At 64.4% G+C, this 15,895-nt stretch carries 21 protein-coding genes and 3 tRNA genes; 5 read left to right on the forward strand and 19 right to left on the reverse strand.

What is annotated here, in order from left to right; translation table 11 throughout:
- Window positions 1-63: 63 nt before the first annotated feature.
- The 9 genes from nusG to RHO23_RS16000 form a co-directional block, all read right to left on the reverse strand.
- On the reverse strand, window positions 64-849 hold the full coding sequence (gene nusG / locus RHO23_RS15960) for a transcription termination/antitermination protein NusG (protein ID WP_070920883.1): 786 nt from the start codon (window positions 847-849) through the stop codon (window positions 64-66).
- A 24-nt stretch (window positions 850-873) separates the two neighbouring features.
- Entirely contained in the window at window positions 874-1,284 is a 411-nt protein-coding gene (secE, locus tag RHO23_RS15965) for a preprotein translocase subunit SecE (protein WP_046254710.1), read from the reverse strand.
- A gap of 47 nt (window positions 1,285-1,331) precedes the next feature.
- Window positions 1,332-1,404: transfer RNA gene (locus RHO23_RS15970), tRNA-Trp, on the reverse strand.
- Window positions 1,405-1,573: 169 nt separating this feature from the next.
- On the reverse strand, window positions 1,574-2,044 hold the full coding sequence (locus RHO23_RS15975; protein WP_030096614.1) for an FAS1-like dehydratase domain-containing protein: 471 nt from the start codon (window positions 2,042-2,044) through the stop codon (window positions 1,574-1,576).
- Between the two features lie 2 nt (window positions 2,045-2,046).
- Window positions 2,047-2,478: a (3R)-hydroxyacyl-ACP dehydratase subunit HadB gene (gene hadB, locus RHO23_RS15980; RefSeq protein WP_030096613.1), complete on the reverse strand. Its 432-nt coding sequence runs from the start codon at window positions 2,476-2,478 to the stop codon at window positions 2,047-2,049.
- On the reverse strand, window positions 2,478-2,948 hold the full coding sequence (gene hadA / locus RHO23_RS15985) for a (3R)-hydroxyacyl-ACP dehydratase subunit HadA (RefSeq protein WP_070922972.1): 471 nt from the start codon (window positions 2,946-2,948) through the stop codon (window positions 2,478-2,480). The genes hadB and hadA overlap by 1 nt, the downstream gene beginning before the upstream one ends.
- An 86-nt stretch (window positions 2,949-3,034) precedes the next feature.
- Window positions 3,035-3,202, reverse strand: coding sequence for a 50S ribosomal protein L33 (rpmG, locus tag RHO23_RS15990; protein WP_030096611.1), 168 nt, complete (start codon window positions 3,200-3,202; stop codon window positions 3,035-3,037).
- A 39-nt stretch (window positions 3,203-3,241) separates the two neighbouring features.
- Window positions 3,242-3,318, reverse strand: a tRNA-Met gene (locus RHO23_RS15995).
- Window positions 3,319-3,356: 38 nt separating this feature from the next.
- Window positions 3,357-3,429: transfer RNA gene (locus tag RHO23_RS16000), tRNA-Thr, on the reverse strand.
- A gap of 127 nt (window positions 3,430-3,556) precedes the next feature.
- Between RHO23_RS16000 and RHO23_RS16005 the strand changes: the two genes are divergently transcribed.
- Window positions 3,557-4,711 (forward strand): NAD(P)/FAD-dependent oxidoreductase, encoded by a 1,155-nt coding sequence (locus RHO23_RS16005; RefSeq protein WP_070922973.1) that lies wholly within the window; start codon window positions 3,557-3,559, stop codon window positions 4,709-4,711.
- 16 nt (window positions 4,712-4,727) lie between these two features.
- Here the strand turns inward: RHO23_RS16005 and RHO23_RS16010 are convergent, their stop codons facing one another.
- The 7 genes from RHO23_RS16010 to RHO23_RS16040 form a co-directional block, all read right to left on the reverse strand.
- Window positions 4,728-4,985, reverse strand: a complete 258-nt coding sequence (locus RHO23_RS16010) for a DUF7218 family protein (protein ID WP_070915823.1) — start codon at window positions 4,983-4,985, stop codon at window positions 4,728-4,730.
- 135 nt (window positions 4,986-5,120) lie between these two features.
- A complete protein-coding gene (locus RHO23_RS16015; protein ID WP_030096608.1) occupies window positions 5,121-5,354 on the reverse strand; it encodes a CsbD family protein in 234 nt (77 codons plus the stop codon).
- Window positions 5,355-5,495: 141 nt separating this feature from the next.
- Window positions 5,496-6,053: a Dps family protein gene (locus RHO23_RS16020; protein WP_030096607.1), complete on the reverse strand. Its 558-nt coding sequence runs from the start codon at window positions 6,051-6,053 to the stop codon at window positions 5,496-5,498.
- Between the two features lie 125 nt (window positions 6,054-6,178).
- Complete coding sequence (locus tag RHO23_RS16025; RefSeq protein WP_070922974.1) at window positions 6,179-6,808, reverse strand: SAM-dependent methyltransferase; 630 nt, start codon at window positions 6,806-6,808, stop codon at window positions 6,179-6,181.
- Window positions 6,805-7,572: a PIG-L deacetylase family protein gene (locus tag RHO23_RS16030; protein WP_070922975.1), complete on the reverse strand. Its 768-nt coding sequence runs from the start codon at window positions 7,570-7,572 to the stop codon at window positions 6,805-6,807. The genes RHO23_RS16025 and RHO23_RS16030 overlap by 4 nt, the downstream gene beginning before the upstream one ends.
- Window positions 7,569-8,510, reverse strand: a complete 942-nt coding sequence (locus RHO23_RS16035) for an acyl-CoA dehydrogenase family protein (RefSeq protein WP_070922976.1) — start codon at window positions 8,508-8,510, stop codon at window positions 7,569-7,571. The genes RHO23_RS16030 and RHO23_RS16035 overlap by 4 nt, the downstream gene beginning before the upstream one ends.
- Window positions 8,507-9,214, reverse strand: coding sequence for a glycosyltransferase (locus tag RHO23_RS16040; protein WP_070922977.1), 708 nt, complete (start codon window positions 9,212-9,214; stop codon window positions 8,507-8,509). Before RHO23_RS16040 ends, RHO23_RS16035 begins: the two co-directional genes overlap by 4 nt.
- Before the next feature lie 285 nt (window positions 9,215-9,499).
- Between RHO23_RS16040 and RHO23_RS16045 the strand changes: the two genes are divergently transcribed.
- Window positions 9,500-10,057, forward strand: a complete 558-nt coding sequence (locus RHO23_RS16045) for a type 1 glutamine amidotransferase domain-containing protein (protein WP_070923161.1) — start codon at window positions 9,500-9,502, stop codon at window positions 10,055-10,057.
- A 26-nt stretch (window positions 10,058-10,083) separates the two neighbouring features.
- Here the strand turns inward: RHO23_RS16045 and RHO23_RS16050 are convergent, their stop codons facing one another.
- The gene (locus RHO23_RS16050) at window positions 10,084-11,643 is read right to left on the reverse strand and encodes an AAA family ATPase (protein WP_070922978.1); all 1,560 of its coding nucleotides are present in this window, start codon (window positions 11,641-11,643) and stop codon (window positions 10,084-10,086) included.
- Between the two features lie 173 nt (window positions 11,644-11,816).
- On the opposite strand from RHO23_RS16050, the gene RHO23_RS16055 reads away from it, so the two are divergent.
- From RHO23_RS16055 to RHO23_RS16065, 3 genes are all read left to right on the forward strand, one after another.
- A complete protein-coding gene (locus RHO23_RS16055; RefSeq protein ID WP_064409547.1) occupies window positions 11,817-12,809 on the forward strand; it encodes an Acg family FMN-binding oxidoreductase in 993 nt (330 codons plus the stop codon).
- Window positions 12,810-12,818: 9 nt separating this feature from the next.
- Window positions 12,819-13,676, forward strand: coding sequence for a universal stress protein (locus RHO23_RS16060; RefSeq protein ID WP_070922979.1), 858 nt, complete (start codon window positions 12,819-12,821; stop codon window positions 13,674-13,676).
- Window positions 13,677-13,828: 152 nt separating this feature from the next.
- Window positions 13,829-14,260: a hypothetical protein gene (locus tag RHO23_RS16065; RefSeq protein WP_070920891.1), complete on the forward strand. Its 432-nt coding sequence runs from the start codon at window positions 13,829-13,831 to the stop codon at window positions 14,258-14,260.
- 58 nt (window positions 14,261-14,318) lie between these two features.
- On the opposite strand, the gene RHO23_RS16070 is transcribed toward RHO23_RS16065, so the two are convergent.
- Window positions 14,319-14,543: a hypothetical protein gene (locus RHO23_RS16070; protein WP_044105109.1), complete on the reverse strand. Its 225-nt coding sequence runs from the start codon at window positions 14,541-14,543 to the stop codon at window positions 14,319-14,321.
- Window positions 14,540-15,814, reverse strand: a complete 1,275-nt coding sequence (locus tag RHO23_RS16075) for a S8 family serine peptidase (RefSeq protein ID WP_064409550.1) — start codon at window positions 15,812-15,814, stop codon at window positions 14,540-14,542. The genes RHO23_RS16070 and RHO23_RS16075 overlap by 4 nt, the downstream gene beginning before the upstream one ends.
- Between the last annotated feature and the right edge of the window lie 81 nt (window positions 15,815-15,895).

Below are 15,895 nucleotides of genomic sequence, written 5' to 3' on the forward strand. Positions count from 1 at the left end.
TTCCTTCCGTACCCGCACGTTTTCGTACGGGCTCTGCGAACCGGCATGCGGTCCGAAGTCTTTTTAGAGCTTCTCCACCTGGGTGAAGTTGAGCTCGACCGGGGTCTCGCGGCCGAAGATGGACACCAGCACCTTGAGACGCTGCTGTTCGGCGTTGACCTCGCTGATGCTGGCGGGCAGCGTCGCGAACGGGCCGTCGGTGACGGTGACCGACTCGCCGACCTCGAAGTCGACCTCGATGACCGGGCGCTCCAGGCCACCGGTCTCGGCGGCAGCCGCCGCGGTCTCGGTCGCCGAGCCCTTGGCGGGCTTCTTGGCGGGAGTCTGCGGCAGCAGGAACTTCACCACGTCATCGAGGGCCAGCGGCGACGGACGCGAGGTGGCGCCGACAAAACCGGTGACACCCGGGGTGTTGCGGACAGCACCCCAAGACTCGTCGTTCAGTTCCATCCGGACCAGGATGTAGCCGGGCAGCACCTTACGGTTGACCTGCTTACGCTGGCCGTTCTTGATCTCGGTGACCTCTTCGGTGGGCACCTCGATCTGGAAGATGTAGTCGCCGACGTCCAGGTTCTGCACACGGGTCTGCAGGTTCGCCTTGACCTTGTTCTCGTAACCGGCGTACGAGTGAACGACGTACCACTCGCCCGGCTCGCGGCGCAGCTGAGCCTTCAACGTGACGGCAGGGTCGGCGTCCTCATCGGCCTCAGCCTCGGCATCCGAAGGCGACTCGGTCTGCTCCTGGGCCGTTTCCTCGGCCTCGGTGCTCTCGTCGACCACGTCGACCGATACGGCGGTATCCGCGGTGTCTTCTGGCTCGCTCGCAGCGTCGCCATCGAAGGTCGTCACCGTTTGTCCTCTCTCGTCTCTCTACTACCCGAACACCAGCATGACCAGCCGGGCCAGGCCCAGGTCGATCACACCGATCAGGGTGACCATGAACACCAGGAAGACCAGCACCACCGAGGTGTAGCTGACCATCTGCTTGCGGTTCGGCCAGATGACCTTGCGCAGCTCGGCCACAACCTGCTTGAGGAACACCCAAAGCTGGACGAGCGGATTGCGCGACGGTCCCGTCTTGTCCTTCTTGGCGGCCGGTTTCCGACTGTTCTTCGCAGCCTTCTTCTTGACCTCACCGGTCTCGGAACCACCGGATTCGGTGAGCTCCGTGGCCGCGGTCGAGACGTCAGCACGGCGGGTCCGCTTACCCGTCGGGCGAAGCGGCTTGGTCGAGGTGACGGCCCGGTCGCTGTCGACTCCGGACTCGTCTAGCTCGTCGCTCATGCCCTTCCGTACCTCTCTGTTTCCCTAGTGCTTACTCCAGGGTGTTGCAGGGGTGACAGGACTTGAACCTGCAACCTGCGGTTTTGGAGACCGCTGCTCTGCCAGTTGAGCTACACCCCTATGGCTGGCATGCCAACCTGGTGGCCGGGGCCCTCACACAACACACGCGCCTCCCGAGTACCCGACAGGCGCGTTGTGGTGGGAAAACCCCGAATCTCGAGTGTACCCCGAGGCCATCCCCAGACTGAAATTGCCCACCGATCTGCGCGCAGACGGGTGGGGCCCTTTCTCAGAGGAGCTTGATATCGGCCATCCGGTCCGAGTCACGGCCCATCAGGGTGGTGAAGGCCTCCATGACCAGCTCGCCATTCTGATCGCGCACGATGTTGCGGGTGGTCACGATGTCCACGCCGAAGGCCTCCTTGTGGGAGTCGACCTGGAAGTCGCACGACAACTCATCGCCCTCGGTGATGGGCTTGTGATACACGAACTTCTGCTCGGAGTGCACGATCTGCATGGTGTCCATGCCGACGTCATAGGTGCGGAAGAATTCCTTCTGCACCAGCAGCGCCATCACCGCCGGGAAGGCCAGGGGCGCGATGAGGCCGTCATGTCCGAGCTCGGCCGCCGCGCTCGGGTCGAGGCTGGCCGGATCCACAGCCTTGACCGACTGTGCGAACTCGCGGATCTTCTCCCGCCCCACCACGTAGGTCCTGGAGTACTTATGCGTCATTCCGACGATATCGAGTTGGAGCGCCATGACTACGCCAGCGTCGCAGTCGCGATAGCGCGCCCGAAGATCTTCTTGCCGTTGGTGGTGGCGGTCAGCGCGATGGTGACCGACTTGGTGTCCTCGTCGACCGACTTCACCCGACCGTTGAAGACGATCTCCGCGCCCACACCGTCATTGGGAACAGTGACAAAGCTGGTGAAACGCACGTTGTACTCGGTCACCGCCGCCGGGTCGCCGATCCACTCGGTGACGTAACCGCCACCCAGGCCCATGGTCAGCATGCCGTGCGCGATGGCGCCGTCCTCGAGTCCCACCAGCTTGGCGGTCTCGTCGTCCCAGTGGATGGGGTTGAGGTCGCCGGAAACGCCGGCGTAGTTCACAAGATCCTGCCGAGTCAGCGGAATCATCTTCTCCGGCAGCTGATCTCCCACGCTGACCGAACTGAATTCACGCAATGCCATCAGTTGAACCCGCCTTCTTCTCCGTCTTCTGCAGTGCGCCCGGCAAGAGTCGTGATCAGCTCCTGCACCAGCTCACCCTTGTCATTGGTGATGAGGCTCTTGGTGACGATGATGTCGGCACCGAACGAGCGCCGGATCGAGTCGAGGTACACATCGCAAGACAGCTTGTCTCCGGCAGTGATCGGGCGCAGGATTCTGAGTTCCTGGTCGACCTGGACGATCTTCTCATCCCTGATCCCGATGTTCGCATGGTCGAAGAAGGCCGCCTGAGCGGTGTATCCGAAGATGCAGAGGAAGGTCGGCGTAGCGACCAACGAGCCGTAGCCAAGAGCCGCGGCGGCGGACTCTTCGTGGTGAGCGGGGTGGTCGCTCTTCACCGCGTCGGCGTGCTCGCGAATCTTCTCCCGCTCGACCACATAGTGATCGGGGTATCGGTAGTGAGTTCCGACAAGATCTTGCGATAAAGCCACGGGGCGGAACCTACCTACTGATGTTGATCGATACCAAGTAAGGCTTGCCTATTCGTGTCGCGTTTCAGCGACACGAGAACCACCGGCTAGCGCGACTCTTTGTGAGGCTGGTGCGATCCGCAGTTCGGGCAGAACTTCTTCAGTTCCAGCCGGTCAGGGTCGTTACGCCGGTTCTTCTTGGTGATGTAGTTACGGTGCTTGCACGTCTCACATGCCAAGGTGACCTTGGGCCGGACGTCTGTGCTGGAGGCCACTGCAGTTGCCCTCTTTCGTTCGTTGTCTCTATGTTCGGGTGGTAGCGGTGGGGAGGCTCGATCTCCCGACCTCACGATTATGAGTCGTGCGCTCTAACCAGCTGAGCTACACCGCCCCGCAGACAGAGCCGGCGTTTCCGCCTGCCGTCTACCGAGCCCCCTAACGGAATCGAACCGTTGACCTTTTCCTTACCATGGAAACGCTCTACCGACTGAGCTAAGGGGGCATAAAGCCCTCACGAGGGTACCCGTTGACGTCGGCGGAACCAAAACGGCTCTACCGGGGCACAGACCCGTCTACTTTCGGTCGCGCATCACCGGCGTGAGAGACACCAATGCGGGTATCCGGGGGCCATGAGTGAACCAGGCCTGATCATCGTCGGCAGTGGCCCGGCAGGCGTCGCGGCAGCGGAGTCGTTCCGCGAGCACAACGCGAGCGCACCGGTGCAGATACTCACCGCAGACCCTGACTCCCCCTATGAACGTCCGCCGCTGAGCAAGCAGTATCTGCGGAGACAGACAGACGACGTCATCCTGCATCCCCCGTCTTGGTACGACGAGCGCGCGATCGAACTCATCAGCAGTACAGCGATAGACCGCATCGACGTCGATGACCGTGCTGTGTACGCGGGCGAGCAGCGCTATGACTTCCGCAGCCTCATCCTTGCGTCCGGCGCGGCACCCTCCCCCTTGTCTGTACCGGGTGGGCACCACGCTCTGCTGTTGCGCTCATTGACCGACGCCACCGTGCTGCGGGACGCAGCGGACACCGCCGACTCCGCGGTCGTTGTCGGCGCCGGGTTTATCGGCTGCGAAGCCGCAGCATCCCTGTCGCTACGCGGTGTGTCGGTGACTTTGGTTGCACCCGAATCCCTTCCTCAAGAAACGCGGCTTGGCCGAGAGGCCGGCGAGCGCCTGCGCGACCTGGTGACCGCGGCAGGGGTGCATTACATCGGCGGGGTGGAGGTCGAGGAAATCACCGGGAAGGGTGTAAGGCTCAACACTGGTGTCACCGTCGCTGGCGATCTCACTCTGGCCGCCACAGGTGTCACACCACAAAGCCGCCTCGCCACTAAAGCCGGTATACGGGTGGAGGATTCGCGAATCGTCGTCGGCGCCGACATGCGCACGTCCGCGAGCGGGGTCTACGCCGCCGGAGATGTCGCCCGTGCATGGAACGCCATCGCCGGGCGATATCTGACAGTGGAACACTGGCAGGACGCGATCGACCAGGGCTCGGTTGCGGGAGCCTCCGCCGCGGACCATGAGGCTATCTGGGATGCGGTACCGGGGTTTTGGACCACCATTGGCGAGGCCACGGTGAAGTACCACGCCTGGGGCGACGGCTACGAAGATAGCCGGATGATCAGTAGCACCGAGGGATTCACCGTTTGGTACGAAGCCAACGCTGCGACGGTCGCGGTGCTTACCTATAACGCTGACGATGATTACGAACTGGGCAGACAACTCATCGCCGAGGGTAAGCCCGCACCCACGGCCGCCCGGTGATCTCACCGCCCGCGGCTCAATGGTTGCGCAGCTTGCCAATCAGTTCGCTCTTGGCCAGCCGCGAATAGCCCGACAATCCAAGTTCCTTGGCGCGCTTGCGAAGCTCGACCACGGTCCAGTCATCGTAGGTACCCGACTTGCCGCCCTTGCGCCCTACCGCGGAGCTTCCACGGGCAGCGGCCGCATTGGAGATCCTTGCCGACTTTTCCTTGGAATCACCTTGTTTCCGTAGTTCCTTGTACATTTTCTCGTTCTTGATCGACGAGTTCGGCACAATATTCACCTCCGTAGTAGAACCATGTCCGGTAGGGGCTTCCCCCTCACCAGAAGTCCTAAACCTGCGCCCGGGAACGTAAACCAGTCAGCGGCCCGTCCCCCGCACTGGGGACGGGCCGCTGTCGATCGGTAGCTACCGCTGGGCTTCTTCGCGCGCCTCATTGGCATCCGCGGCTTTACGCGCGGCCTCGGCCTCCGCTTCCTTCTTCGCGGCCTCACGCTGGGAATCAGCCTTGTCCTGCTGCGCCTGGCCTTCCCGCTTGAGGTCGTCGCGGCCCGTTACCGCACCGGCGACTTCCTTGATCTTGCCCTTTGCGCCCTCAACGACGCCCTCGATACCTTCTTCGGGACCACTCTTGTCAGACATACATTTCCTTTCCTTTTGTCACCACGTAGGCACGCGGCAGTTGGTACTCACCACCCCTACTTGCGGGCTTCCCATATCCAGTGCCCTTAAACCGCAAGGGAAGTAACCTTCACCACATGCGGGCCGTACGGGCCGCGCCCGTCACTTGACCGGCGCCTTCTTCTTGGCCTGAGCCGCAGCCTTCTTCTCGGTGCTCGCGTCTCCACCGGCTAGCTGACCGCCGGAGTTCTCCAGGTGTGCGCGCACGAACCACTGGAACTTCTCGAGTTCCCCGGCGTGGCCAATCAGCAGGTCCTGCGACACGAGGTCCAGATCGTCGAGTGTCTTGATCGCGGTGCGGGTGTCCGCGATCACGCCGTCGTATACCAAGTTCAGCGCCGCCAGATGAGCCTGCACTGTGTCGCGGCCGACCGAATAGTCGTCCCAGGTACGGTCTTTCAGGATGGCACCAGGCGTGCCTTGCGGGGACCGGCCCAACGCGGCGATACGCTCGGCGACTTCGTCGGCGTAGCCACGCACCAGCTCGACCTGCGGATCCAGCATCTCGTGTACCCCGATGAAGTTGGGGCCCACTACATTCCAGTGCACATGTTTCAGCGTGAGATGCAAGTCGTTGTAGGTGCTGAGCTGTGTTTGCAGCAGATCGGCGATCTTCCTACCCTGCACATCGGAAAGCCCAGGGATGGTGAACGTGGTCATAGTCAGCTCCTTCGCTATATGTGGCGTCAGAACAGGACTACCCACCGGATGCCAGAACCAAACAGGCCCCTCTCCCGATCTTTCTCGCTGAGAACCGCGGTCCGGCGCGACAGCGTCAATGGCAACTACGAGCCCGCTCCGGGCACCCCGGTCGCGGCCGCGACCGACGGCCCCTGGCCAACTACGAACACGTCGATGGCGACATCGTCGTCACGGTAACCGGCGCCCTGGTGCAACCCGGCCGTTGCACCGATCAGCCGATTCGCCTCATCGCCCGTCAACGGATACTCAGCCACCGCATGTCGCCAATGCGCGGCCAGAACCGTCGTTCCTTCCGGCATCTGCCCTAGCTCACGGTCCAGCACGTCACGCAACAGGGCAGCATCGAGGTAGTAGGCAACCTCTGACAACACCACTAGATCGAAATCTTCTGCAGGCCAACTTGAATCCAACGACTGCCGATGAAAGCTCACCCGATCCGATAGGCCACACCGAGCGATACGAGCGCGCGCGGATTCGAGCGCCGAATCCACTAGGTCAATCGCGGTGACCCGTTCGCAGCGTGCCGCCAACTGCTCGGTGAGCACCCCCACGGAGCATCCGGGTTCGAAGACATGGCGATAGCGCCGTCGGGGCAGCATCGCCATGGTGATCGCGTACTTCCTCTGTTCATACCACCGCCGGGCGAGCTGCCACGGGTCGTCGGATATGGCGTACATCTCGTCGAAGAAGTTGTCCGGTACCCGCGCCATCAGTGGAACACCGCCTCACCAAGGGTGAGGAGCCGATCGACAACGTGCGACGGCAGTATCGCCTCCGCACCCGGCCACCGGGGGCGCAGCTGTGTCTGGAACACATTGGTAGCCTGCCGCTTTAAGCCACATGCTGCGCGGTCACCAGGTGCCGTGCACATGCGGTGCCATGGCACCGCATTGTCACCAGGCACGGCCCAATGCCACATCCAGACCGGGTACTCCAGCAGTAGCGCACCGGTGCGCCGCGCGGCGGCGGCAGACGCGCGCCCGACGGCCTCGTGGTCCGGATGACCATCGCCACGCCACGTGGCAGCGCACCAGGCCCCAGGCGGCGCGGCCTCGAGAATCTCGGCGAGGAGGCCGCCCATTTCCTCTTCCCTCTCCGAAATCGCACCATCGGCCAGACCGAGCCTCACCGGAGGATCAAGACCAAGAATATTTGTAGCGCAGAGTAATTCGGCATGGCGATCCCGTTCCAGCCAACAGCGTTCCGTGGGCGACAAATCCGGATACGCACCACCGCCATCGCTCACCGACACCACGACGACGTCGACTCCCCGTGCGCGCAACATGGCTGCCGTGCAGCCGAATCCCAAGGTCTCGTCGTCGGGATGCGGCGCGACCAGGACCAGGAACGGGCACTCGTCCAGATCCAGGATCGGAAACTCACGCGGCCACGCGAGCCACTCCGCAAGGGACGTACCGCCGGCCGAAATCGGCCGTTCGGCAAGCCGCTCGCAGTTCCCGGCGTTGGCGACACTCATCTGGCCGCCGCCCTGCCCAAGGCCGCGAGATCCCGCTCGGCATGGCTCTGCCGGACGTACATGGTGAGATCGGCAACGTGCTGGGCATGCCTGGCATCGAGCGCCAATGGCCCGGGCCCCAACGCACGGCCGGTGCGCACGATCGACTGGTCCACAGCATGCTCCACAACAGCCCTGACGCGGCGTGCGATGAGTTCGGTACGTTCGCTGTGAGGTTCAGCGTCGACAGAGGCGGCGGCTGTCATGAGCATGGCCTCCGCCGCGGCGAGCGCAGCGTCCACCGCACCGAGGTGAGCTTGTGCGTGGGGATCACCGGAAGATCGGCGATGCCCCTCGGCGACCGCCCGGTAGAGAGGTGCGGCCACACCGCGTGCCCCGCCGAGCCAGCAGGCCGCCACACCCATGGCGCCGTGCCAGAAGCCCGGACGGTCCAGGTACTGGCCAGGTTTCCCAACGGGTATGCCGATTGCGCCACTCAATTGCACCGAGCGCGTGTCGCTTTCCCGCATGCCCGCGTTCTGCCAAATCGGCGGCAGCACGGTCGCCTCCGGCTGGCTCATGTCAACGGCATAGAGCCCCCGCACGTTGTCCTCTCTTCTGGCGGTGATGAGAGCGTGGGTGCACGAACCAGCACCCGAACACCAAGCCTTCGTCCCATCCAGCACGCAGTCACCGTCCCGCTGTGCGACGGTGACCACCGTGTTCGGCGCCTCGGCCGCCCACACGCCCCACAGCTGTGCCGGGCCCGGAACAGGGCCATCGAGTTCATACAGGATCGCCGTGGCGTCGCAGTGCGCTTCGGCAAGCCGTCCCGCGGTCACGTCGTGTTGAGTCAGCGCCGCAAGCTTCCACCATCGCGCGGCGGTATGTCCGGCTCCCGGCATCGGGAGTGCCAGCTCACCGGCGTGCAGCCACCGGCGCACGAGATCGGCCGTCATCCCGCGCCCTCGCGGCGTGAGAAGGACTGCAGATACGCCGCGAATCCCTCGGGAGCTCTGCCGACGCGGCGGGCTGACGTCTCGACCGATAGCGCGTCATCGCGATGTATCCGGTAGTTCTTCAGTTCGAATCGCTGGGCAAGATCGACGTCCTCTCCGCTGCCGATCGCGGCGAATCCGCCTTCTTTCCAATATTTGTCGGCGCGAAAACCCATGTTCGCACCGTGCACATGGCCATGGCCGTCCGGCTTGCGCTTTGCGCGGTACGCATTCAGATAGCGGCGCACCACACCTGCCGGTGTCTGCCGCCAGTTCTCCACGCGAACGACACCGAGCACCATGTCGGCTCCCGAATCCGTCTGGCGCACCAGCCAATCGGTGTCAACCCGACTGTCGGCATCGGTGGTGGCGTACCACACTCGATGCTGCGCCGAAGCCGCTACTGCGCACACCGTCCGCGCATACGAGAAGCCTGCCGCTCTGGCCGCCCCGACATTACGGGCCTGGACCTCGATGAAATGCACATCGGATCCGTACTTCCCCGCCAAACGAATGCTTTCGTCATCGCAGTCGTCCAAAACGACGACCGTCAGGGTCGGCGCCGGGAAGCACGCCGCTGCAGTCACCACGGCGCTCAGGCAGCTCGGCAGGTTGTCGACTTCATTGTGCGCGGGCACCACCACGACCGCCCGCTCGTATGCCACAGCGCGGCGCGGCCGTCCGCCCCGACCCGAACGATCCAGTGGAACGGTTACCGACACAGCCGGTCCTGAAATGCGATGACGGACATTACTTCTCCTCACAGGCTGAATCGACAAGACCAGCCCGGGCCTCACCCCTCCGACCGTCTCCCCGCACGCATACCCGTTCTGACGCGGTTCATGCATGCCAGCGCAGTCCGGTTGCCGGCACAGCGAAATCCCCCGTCCGTGCATGAACAAGCGCAAGCCGGGTACACGAAAGTGATGCCCAACGAAAGGAACACGATGATGTCCGCTGTCCTTCAGGATCGGACGATCGCGATACTGGCCGCCGACGGAGTCGAACGTGTCGAGCTGGAGGAGCCACGTAACTCGATCGTGGCCGCCGGTGGCACCGTAGTAGTGCTCTCGATCAGATCAGGTGAGATTGCCGCGCGTGACCACGATCTGTCGCCGGCCGGGACGCTGCACGTCGACCGCGAGGTCGGCACGGCATCCGTGGACGACTACGACGCGCTGGTGCTTCCCGGGGGCACCGTCAATCCCGACAAACTGCGCGCCGATGCGGATGCGGTGGATTTCGTGCGTGCGTTTGTGCGATCCGGCAAGCCCGTGGCCGCGATCTGCCATGGGCCGTGGACCCTTGCCGAGGCAGGTGTATTGCAAGGACGAACGGTCACGTCGTACCGCAGTATCCGCACGGACCTGCGCAATGCCGGGGCCCATGTCCTCGATGAGGAGCTGGTCATCGACCACAACCTCATCACCAGTCGCTCCCCGGAGGACCTGCCGGCGTTCTGTCGGGCCATCGTGGACAACGTCGCTGCCGCCAGCGCCAGACGATGACCGAGATCGGTGACGGCTCGCGTGCGCTACCGAGGGTGGCATGGCACGGGGGCGTACAAAGCCTGCCGGCACAGTTCCTCGGCCTCGGCGGTCGACCGGTCCAGCGGTAACCGGGTATCGATCACGTGCGCCTCGCCCCACCCGTTGTCCACACCGACGAACTCAGAACTCAACGCCGCCGCGATATCACCGCTGGCATCCGACACTCCGTCGTGACGGGCGGCCACCCGATGTTGGGCGGTGATCAGCGGCGCCATGCACAAGAACTCAACCATCGGCGCTCCGGCTTCGTATGCGAGCTGATGCGCCCGCAACCGATGGCGCGGATTGCGCCAGGTCGCGTCGAGGATGACGGTGTGTCCTCCGGCCAGGCATACCCGCGCTCTGCGAAGCACAGCGTCGTACACGGCGGCCACGTTCTCCGGGGAGTACAGCCCCGCGTCGAGCACCCCCTTTCCGCCGGATATCAGGCCCAGACGATGCAACTGATGGCGCACCTCATCGGTGGAGATGATCTGCGCACCAACATCTTCCGATATCCGGCGCGCCAAGGTGCTCTTACCTGTGCCTGGTCCGCCGCCGACCAGCACAAGCCGAACCGTTGCCGCACTCAGGTGGCTCAGCGCCATCGACACATGCTTGGTGGCCCGGGCCAGGGCCGCGCGCTGCCCCTGGGCGAACCGGGTGCAATCCACCTTGGCCCGGACCAAAGATCGATAGGCGATGTAGAAGTGCCGCAACGGCTCCGGTGCTGGATCGGCGGATAGTTCCACGTAGCGATTCATGAAGTACTCGCCCAGATCCTGCCGCCCCAGGAATTCCAGATCCATGGCCAGGAATGCGGCATCGTCGAGGCTGTCCGCGTGCCGCAGCCGGTCGTCGAATTCCAGACAATCGAGCATCACCGGACCATCGGGCAGGCAGAAGACGTCGCTGGCCATCAGATCACCGTGCCCGTCGATGATCCTGTGGTCGGCGATGCGCTGTGCGAACAGCACCGCCCGCCCGGAGATGAACTGTGTCGCGAGCGTCCGGACCATGCGCACGTCATCCGCGGCGAGCACCGTTCCGACGTACTTCTCCAACGAGGTCAGCGTGTCCTCCCAACGGTCGACGACAGCGTCAAGCGCTCCGGCCTCGTCGATCGACGGGCTGCGATCGGCACGCTTGTGGAATGCCGCCAGCACCTCCGCGACCGCATCCAGATGCGACTTGGTGACCCGGCCCGCCTTGGCCATCGCCGACAATCGCGCGGCATCCGGGTAGCGCCGCATCACCACGACCGGTTCGCCCGGCCCGCCCTCGGGATCGGTGAGATGCGAGACACCGATGTAACTGTCACTCGAGATGCGGCTGTTGAGCGCCACCTCGCGGGCACAAGCCCTTTCGCGAAGCTCCAGGGTGCTGAAGTCGAGGAGGTTGGTGACCACGGGTTTTTTGAGTTTGTATGCCCGCCCTCCAGCCAAAATGACGATACCCGTGTGTGTTTCACGGATCTCTGCACCGACGTACGTGGGGCTGGCGGTCGATCGCATTGCGCGCATGACTTCATCGTTGCCGGGTGCGGGACGCGGATATCCGGCCATGTGCCCCTGATCTGTGGGTCGGAAGTCACCAGTTCTCCCCCACCAGGGCCCTCTCCGCGTTTCCCGGGCCACATACCCGGGGACTTCGGGTCCGTGGCCGGTGACCAAATGCCCTGTCCGCGCCCGGATGTGTCACCGAGAGTCGATATCACCACCAGTGAGCGGAGCCCGACATGCCCAAGACGATGGTTCACATCGACGTAGTCCAGACTGCGATCCAACTTGCGTGCCGTGCACCGTCTTTGCACAACACTCAGCCATGGCGCTGGATCGTCGACCCAGGCTCCGGGGCCGGTGATTTGCACCTATACCTGGACCGCTCGCGCTGCGTGAACAGAACTGACGACAGGGGCCGCGAAGCGATCATCAGCTGCGGTGCAGCTCTGGACCATTTCCGGGTAGCGATGGCCTCGGCGGGCTGGATGGCACGGGTGGAACGGATCCCCGACCCCGACAACCCCGACCATCTCGCGGCCATCACGTTCTTGCCCAGATCCGTCGTGGTGGTGGGTGATCGTCGACGTGCGGATGCGATCCTGCAGCGCCGCACCGATCGTCTTCCGTTCGAGTCGCCGCCGAACTGGTCGCAGTTCGCCCGGATGTTGAACTCGGTGATCTCCGATCGGGCGGTGATCCTGGATGTGATCGACGATGCGATGCGGCCGAGACTGGCCGAGGCGTCGGCACTCAGCGATGCCCTGCGTATCTACGATTCGGCCTACCAAAACGAACTCGATTGGTGGACAGCATCGTTCACACTGAGAGAAGGTATTCCGCGCAGTGCGCTGGTGTCGGCCGGCGAGAGCGATCACGTCGACATCGGCCGCACCTTCCCGGTCGTCTCAGAACGGGCCACACGGCCCGGCCTGCAGGAAGATCGGGCCAAGGTCCTGGCGCTTTCCACCGCCAGGGACACCCCAAAACACCTGCTGCGCTGCGGCGAGCTGCTGTCCGAGGTGCTGCTGGAAGCGACCCTGGCCGGGATGGCGACCTGCACCATCACGCACATGCTGGAACTGACCGCCAGTCGCGAGGTCGTCGGCGCCACCATCGGGCGAGCGCACCCGCAGGCATTGATCCGGGTTGGCCTTGCTCCGACCTTCGGTCGCGTCCCGCCTCCGACGCCCCGGCGATCGCTTGCCGATGTGTTCGAGATCCGCGGCTAGGGCAGTGCCATGAGCGAGATCCCCGCCTCCCAGTCCGCGGTGGTCGTCGGCATCGATGGTTCACGATCCGCGGTTCGGGCCGCGTTATGGGCGGTCGATGAGGCACTGCACCGTGACGTACCGCTGCGTCTGGTCCACGTGGCTCCCCAGCCGGAGTTCCCGGAGTTCGACAACGAGCCAAGCACCGCCGGGATGGCACTACGGCATGCCGTCCGCGAGATCGGGTCGACGCGAAAGCCAGTGAAGGTTCACGCCGATATCCGGCACGGACGGGTAGCTGACGTGCTGCTGGACGCCTCACGCAACGCCCTCATGTTGTGCGTGGGCGCAATCGGCATAAGCGGTTCCGACACCAGGAAAGTCGGATCCACTGCTGCGGAAGTTCTCCGGTCGGTGCGCTGCCCGGTCGCGGTGATCCGTGATAGCCAGGTACCGGCCGGTGCGGAGCCCTCAGTGGTGGTGGAGGTCGACGAGACCCACGAGTCGGTGGCCTCGTTGGAACTCGCGGCGCACGAGGCACGGCTGCGCCGCGCACCGATGCGCGTCCTGCTGCGCCATCGCCCGATGCCTCTCTTCGGGCATCGGGTCGCCACCTTGGCACGCGGCGACCGTCAGGTGGCGGCCGTCCTGCTGGAGCGACGCCTGGCGCCGATACGGGCGCGGCACTCCGACCTGGACATCCGTGTACTCGATCCGGTGGGCGGCACGCTGGATTACCTGGAACGCCACGGGCATTCCGTACAGCTGGTGGTTCTCGGAGCCGGCGATGCGGCACACGTGCAGGAGTTGGTCGGCCCCAATGGATGCGGCGTGCTGGGGCGCACGCACTGTTCGGTGCTCGTTGCCGCGCGTCAGCGGCTGCTGTAGACAGCACCATCGGGTGATGCCCACCACGCGTGATGCCTTCGTATGGGGTACCTCGCTACTCGCGTCATCGGGACCGTGTCGGATCAGGATCGTTGTGTACCGCTTTTACACAACGAAACCGAGCCACACATCCCGTGCCGGGAGGAGTCGAAATGATTACGCGAACTGCACCGTACAGCGTCTCGCCGGACGTCAGCCTGCTCATCCTGGTTGAGGCCGGCCCCGCACACGACCTTCGTGAGCATCCGGGTGCAATCAATTCGGCCACACCGATTTTCGAGGCCATTCGGGTGGCCGGGCACACGGTTGCACCCCTTCACGCCAACGCCGCGGGTGTACCGCCCGAGCTGCGGTCCATCTTCGTGGTCACCGCGCCTGCCTGCCCCGAGTTCGAGCGGCTCGCCGAACATCTGCGGGCCCTTCCCGGTGTTGCCGCGACCTATCTGGAATGTGACGACGCCCGCCCGGGGCCTGCCACCGTCAGTGCCATCCCGGTATCGATCGGTGTTCAGCGCCGGGCACTGATCCGCCGTGTCACCCACCGCGGCGTCGGTGCACTGGGCGCACGCCGGCTCGCCGGCTAGTAGACACCCAGTGGGGGCGGTGCGCTGTCGCACCGCCCCCACTGGCTTAGGTGACCCGTTACTGGATACCCGCATTGGGCGGGGCGATATGCGTCCGCCCCTCGGGTTCCACCACCATTACTCCGGGGATATCCACCAGCGCAGCGGCATTCGCAATATCACCGGATACCACGCCGATCTCGCGGTGCACCTGCATACCGGCCATGCCGGCGGCCCGCAACGCGGCCACCGTGCCGTCGAAATCACGCTCTTCGATCGTCACGGTGACCCGCTGCGCCGTCACTGTGGGGCCTGTACTAGCCCGGCACCCACATCCACGGCCGGAACGTTGAGCGGTGCCGCGTGCTGCAACAGCACCGCCCAGAGCTGCCGGCCGGTGAGCCCCGTGGCCTCGCACCAGAGCGCCGCGATACCGGACACATGGGGCGTGGCCATGCTGGTTCCGCTGATCGAGTTGTAGCGCTTCGGCATCGGCCACGAGGAGTACACATCGACACCCGGTCCGGCAAGGTCGATGCGGCCGGCCGCCTTCGTCTTGGTGCTCGAACGCGCCGAGAACCAGCCCGGGTTCAAGGACGAATCCACCGCGGCGATGGCCATGATCGACCGGCTGTTCGCGGGCACGCCGACGAAGCCGTAGTTTCCGATCCTGCGGTTGGCGTTGTTCCCCGCCGCGGCGATGATCAGCGAACCGCGGTCTAGCGCACGCTGACCCACCGTCTCATAGGCGAGGGACGTCTTATCAACGTTGGCGCCCAACGACATCGAGATGACGGCGCAGTTGTTGGCCACCGCCCAGTTGATGCCCGCGAGAATACCGCCGTCGGCCCCCGACCCGGCGTTACTCAGCACCTTGCCCGCGAAGATCTCGGCCTCGGTCGCCGCTCCGTAACGACGACTCCCCCGCGGAGAGCGCGGTCCACACGAGGTACCGATGCAGTGTGTGCCGTGCCCATGCCCATCGTCGGCGCTCTCGCCGTCGATGAACGACTGCATGGTCACGTGACGCTTCTTGAAGTCCGGATGTGCGGCGTCGAAGCCCGTATCCAGCACCGCCACCCGAACCCCGCGGCCGGTCTTTGAACTCGTGTCTGTTCTCGTGGCCTGCAGACCCCACGTCGACGAGTCGTTATCGGCATAGGCAGCGGCGAGTTCTTCGACGGTCGCGGTGTCGGCCTGCAACCGCGCGAAGAGGTCGGAGACACCATGCTGGTAGCCGCTGAGGTATTCGGCGGAGGTGACCGTGAGTGCGTGATGGATCAACTCCGGTTCCACGGACAACACCGTGCCGCCAGCCGACGCCGCGGCCTGAAGCGCCATGGTCTGCTCCGGGTCGGAATCCACGACGGCCAGACCGAGCTCGTCGAACACCGTGGCATCGGCGTCGACGACGGCGCTGATATCCATCGCTTGATTCTCAAAATCGCTGCTGTGTGCGATGTTCGAGATCCCCGCGATACCTGCGAGCGTGGTGACGTTGTTTCCGCGCGCCGTCGCCGGTGCGAAGACAACCACTTGTCTTCCTGTGTAGATCTGCGAGTCGGTGTTAGTCATTTCCAGGTCCGTCCTTTCCTGACGTACGTGATGGGAAGCCGTAGACGCCCAACGGGAGATAGACGCACTAGCTCGGCTACC

Source organism: Mycobacteroides sp. PCS013, assembly GCF_049532645.1.
Lineage (GTDB): Bacteria > Actinomycetota > Actinomycetes > Mycobacteriales > Mycobacteriaceae > Mycobacterium > Mycobacterium gwanakae.